Below are 4295 nucleotides of genomic sequence, written 5' to 3' on the forward strand. Positions count from 1 at the left end.
AAGGTTCGCAGCCTTGTTCGACGGCACGTCGAACGCGGAGACCAGGTTGCCCGCGTCGTCGTAGGAGTAGGCGACGTCAAGATCCGTGCCGGAGTACTGCTCACGGTCGAGCGCGATCCGGGTGAGCAGCTGGGTCGTCGGGTCATAGGAGTACGACACAGCTGCGCCGTAGGTCGTGCCCAGGTCATGGACGAGTGGACGGCCGGCGAAGTCATGCACCGAGTCGGCGACGTAGGTCCCCCACCCGAATCCGCCGGCCATCCACTGTGCGCGCGACGCGGCGTCGTAGTACGTCGTGACGGTCTCCGCGCCAAGGACGTTGGCACCGCCGTCCTTCGCGCCGCCCTTCGTGATCTGCGGCAGCTTCACGGTCTTGATCTGACCGTCGGCGGTGTAGGAGAACTCAGTGACGAAATCTCGCTTCGTGAGTGACGCCAGGTCACCGACGGCCGGGAGCGTCACCTGGGTCCGCAGCGGACGGTACGCGATGTCGTACTCGAGGATCGTCGTGGTGTAGTCGCCGCCGCCCTGAGTACGAGTCTGCGAGGCCAGCTGCCCGAGAACGGGCTCGCCCTTCGAGTCCGTCGCCGTGTCGTACTCGTACGCGACAACTGCGGTGTTCGAGGTCTTGCGGATCGTCCGGCCCAGAGAGTCGTACTGGTTGACGGCGCTCACTGAATCTCCCCACTTCTGCTCACTGAAGTTCCCCCCTGGGTCGCTCCGCCGCATGGGGCGGGCCTCCCTCGATGCTGGTGGTCTTCGACCACACACCAGCCTTCGAGGGAGGCCCTCTTCTCATGCTTTCAGAGAGGAGCAGCGTGGACATCCACGCGTTGAAGCGGCAGGGGATGACGATCAGTGAGATCGCCCGCCGCACCCACCATGACCGCAAGACGATCCGCGCGTATCTGAACGGGGAACGCACCCCGGGCCAGCGTGAGCGAGCAGCGCCGGACCCGTTCGACGCGTTCGTCGACTACGTCGCCGCCCGGCTGACTGAGGACCCGCATCTGTGGGCTGCGACGCTGCTGGACGAGCTCGTGTCGCTGGGCTACCTGGGGTCGTATCCGACGCTGACCCGGCAGATCCGGGCCCGCGACCTGCGGCCGGCGTGCACCGCCTGCGCGCACGTCACGAAGCGACCGAACGCGATCATCGAGCACCCGCCGGGCGAGGAGACCCAGTTCGACTGGCTGGAGCTGCCCGACCCGCCCGCGCACTGGGGGTTCCCGACGAAGCGGGCGTATCTGCTGGTCGGGTCGCTGGCGCACTCCGGTGTCTGGCGGGCCGTGCTGTCGCCCTCGATGGACGTCCCGCATCTGCTGGCCGCGATGACCACCCTGCTCGCGCTGCTGGGCGGTGTGACGAGGGTCTGGCGGTTCGACCGGATGCGGACCGTGCTGGACCACAAGACCGGGGACCTCACGCCGATGTTCGCCGGGTTCGCGAAGCACCACGGCGTCCAGCCCATGGTCTGCCGGCCGCGCTCCGGGAATCGCAAGGGTGTGGTCGAGAAGAACAACCACACGGCCGCGCAACGCTGGTGGCGCACCCTGGCCGACGGGCTCACGCTCGAGCAGGCGCAAGCCTGCATCGACGCGTTCACCCGCGGCCAGGACGATCGGTCGCGACGCACCGAGACGGGCAAGACGACCGCGAAGGCGATGTTCGCCGCGGAACGGCTGCGCCCGCTGCCGCCGATCGCGTTCCCGGTCGTGATCACGGAGGAGCGCACCGCGACGAGGCAGGCGCTGATCGACTGGCGCGGCAACCGCTACTCCGTCCCACCCGAGCTGGCCGCCGCGAAAGTGACTGTCCTGCAGCGGCTCGGCGCCGACACCATCGACATCGCCACCGCGTCGGGGACGGTCGTGGCCCGCCACCAGGTCGCCGAACCCGGGCTGGGCGTCACGATCCGCGACACCGGGCACGTCACCGCGCTCGAAGCGATCGCTCTCGCGTCGGCACCGCCAGGACGCCCGCACCGCCGCAAGGAACGCATCCCACCCGGGGCCGCCGCGCTGCGCGCCGCGCAGGTGCTCACCGGCACCGGCCAGCCCGTCTCGACCGTGATCAGCCTGGCCGCTTACGAGCAGGCCGCGAAGAACAGGAACACCCTGCGATGACCCCCACCACGAAGGCGGCGGCGAGCACCTACCAGCAGCTGCGAAACCACCTCACCGACCTGAAGCTGGCCGACGCCGCTGACGCTCTCCCCAAGGTCCTCGATCAAGCGCAAGCCGGGGCTGGACCCTCACCCACGCGCTGGAACGACTGCTGCAGATCGAGGTCACCGCGACCGACGCACGGCGCCTCGCCGGCAGGTTCCGGTTCGCGAACCTGCCCACCGGCGCCACCCTGGACGACTTCGACCACGACCACGCCTCCGGCATCGACCAGTCCCTGCTCGCCGAGCTGGCCACCTGCCGCTACATCGACACCGCCACCAACGTGCTCCTCATCGGCCCGCCCGGCGTCGGCAAAACGCACATCGCGACAGGTCTCGGGCACGCCGCCGTAAACGCCGGCTACCGGGTCTACTTCACCTCCGCAGCCGACCTCGCCGCCCGCTGCCACCGCGCCGCGATCGAAGGCAAATGGGCGACCATGATGCGGTTCTTCGCCGGCCCGACACTGCTGATCATCGACGAACTCGGCTACCTACCCCTACCCGGCGAAGCCGCCTCCGCACTCTTCCAGGTCATCAACCAGCGCTACCTGAAGACCTCGATCGTGATCACCACGAACCGCCCCGTCGGCGCCTGGGGCGAGATCCTCGGCGACACCACCGTCGCCGCCGCCATGCTCGACCGCCTCCTACACCGCTCCGTCGTCATCACCCTCGACGGCGCCTCCTACCGGCTCCGCAACCACCACGCCGCAGCCGAGCAACTCCGCCGCGTCACCACCGGCACCAACCCGCGCTAACCTACCCACGCGACCCGGGGAACTTCGACGAGCAACTCTGAGGAGATTCGCTGAGCGCCGTCACCACCTCGTATGACGGGCGAGCGAACCATCGCCTCGATATGCAACGCACCCGGATCATGGCTGGAGGTCCTGGAGATACGCCAGTAGTTTCGCACCCGGTTCAGCCCGATGTTTATGGGGACTGCGGCCGGTTCGGCTCACACCGTGACAACCAGCCCCGCAGCGGTCCCCAGGCGGGCAAGCGAGTCGTCCACCTGCCATCGCGGACATCGCGGAGCCGTCTACAAGGATCACCCGCCGTGGCCGCGTCACGCCCTGCCGTCGTCACGACGTCGGAGGTCCGCAACGATCTCATCCATCGAGCCGAAGAGTTGCGGTGAGGACAGCTCGAAAAGCGCCGCAGCCAAGTACTCCTCGTCTGCTGGGTCGAGAGTCACGTCGTCAGTTCCCTGCGCCAGTTCCGCCCATCGCTCAAGTTGAACGGCTGAGATGGCGTTCTTCCCGAAGGCATCAAGCACGCCCCTGAGCAGGGAACGATCGACCTGGACCGCCGCGCCCGGTTGAGCCGGCCCACACGCCGCAAGAGCAGCGAAGTTGGCATCGAGATCCCCGACCAGACCGATCACGTGCTCGAGAAGGCGGAGTCGATCGGGTGGCGCGGTCATGGGCTCAACTTATCTTTCGTGTGCAGGATCGTCCCGTCAGGAAGAACGGTCGTCTTGGTGTAGCCGATCGTCGCTCCGGACGCGTCGACGACCTTGTCGTAAGTCGCGTATGACCCTGGAACACGGCCAGGCACGGTCGTGCTGAACTGGACGGCTCCATCGGCCCCACGAGTGATCACGGTTTCCTGTGCACCAGCGGGGAGCTTCTTGGTGTACCTGGTCAGGTTGGAGAGTTGACTCGGGTTCAGATCGCCGCGCGAGAGCACGCTCCCGACCTCGTCCAGCGACTTTACGGCTGCCGCCGCCGCGTCGGCGGCCTTCTTGCCGTTCCTCCACCACTTGAAGGCCGTCGCGAACCACCCGCCAACGGGGATTATCGATGCCCCGGAGAGACCCGAGTTTACCCAGTCTCCCTCGACCGCGTACCAGATCACGTTGACAGCATCGATGGGATCGAAAGCCAGCCCAGCGATGTCCACTACAACGTGGCCGACCTCTGCGGCGGTCGGTAGCTGGACGTCGCCGCTGCATGGGCAGGGGTGCGGAGGGGGTCCCGGGCTCGGGCTCGGCTCAGGGTATGACGGACGCTGCGCTGCTGGCGCGGGCGAGGAGGTGGCAGGGGGGCGCCTGGCGAGGGGGCCGCGGCCGCCGTCGTAGTCGTCGTCGATGCGGGGTGTCAGGCCGCTCGGGTCGGACAGC

4 protein-coding genes and 1 pseudogene are annotated in these 4295 nt (G+C 67.9%); 2 read left to right on the forward strand and 3 right to left on the reverse strand.

Translation table 11 applies throughout. From position 1 onward, the window contains the following. Positions 1-675: hypothetical protein (locus CPE01_RS16140; RefSeq protein ID WP_146807828.1), on the reverse strand; the 675-nt coding region annotated here is incomplete at its 3' end. A 143-nt stretch (positions 676-818) separates the two neighbouring features. Between CPE01_RS16140 and istA the strand changes: the two genes are divergently transcribed. Then, a complete protein-coding gene (istA, locus tag CPE01_RS16145) occupies positions 819-2126 on the forward strand; it encodes an IS21 family transposase (protein WP_246784007.1) in 1308 nt (435 codons plus the stop codon). Beyond that, positions 2123-2928 (forward strand): annotated as a pseudogene (gene istB / locus CPE01_RS16150) (IS21-like element helper ATPase IstB). Before istA ends, istB begins: the two are co-directional and overlap by 4 nt. 311 nt (positions 2929-3239) lie before the next feature. Here istB and CPE01_RS16155 read toward each other — a convergent pair. Together CPE01_RS16155 and CPE01_RS16160 are read right to left on the reverse strand one after the other, a co-directional pair. Next, a complete protein-coding gene (locus CPE01_RS16155) occupies positions 3240-3596 on the reverse strand; it encodes a hypothetical protein (RefSeq protein WP_146807829.1) in 357 nt (118 codons plus the stop codon). Further along, positions 3593-4295, reverse strand: a 703-nt coding sequence (locus tag CPE01_RS16160) for a hypothetical protein (RefSeq protein WP_222592957.1), incomplete at its 5' end; no start/stop codon positions are given. The genes CPE01_RS16155 and CPE01_RS16160, both read right to left, overlap by 4 nt.

The sequence above is a fragment of the Cellulomonas persica genome (genome assembly GCF_007989825.1).
Classification (GTDB): domain Bacteria; phylum Actinomycetota; class Actinomycetes; order Actinomycetales; family Cellulomonadaceae; genus Cellulomonas; species Cellulomonas persica.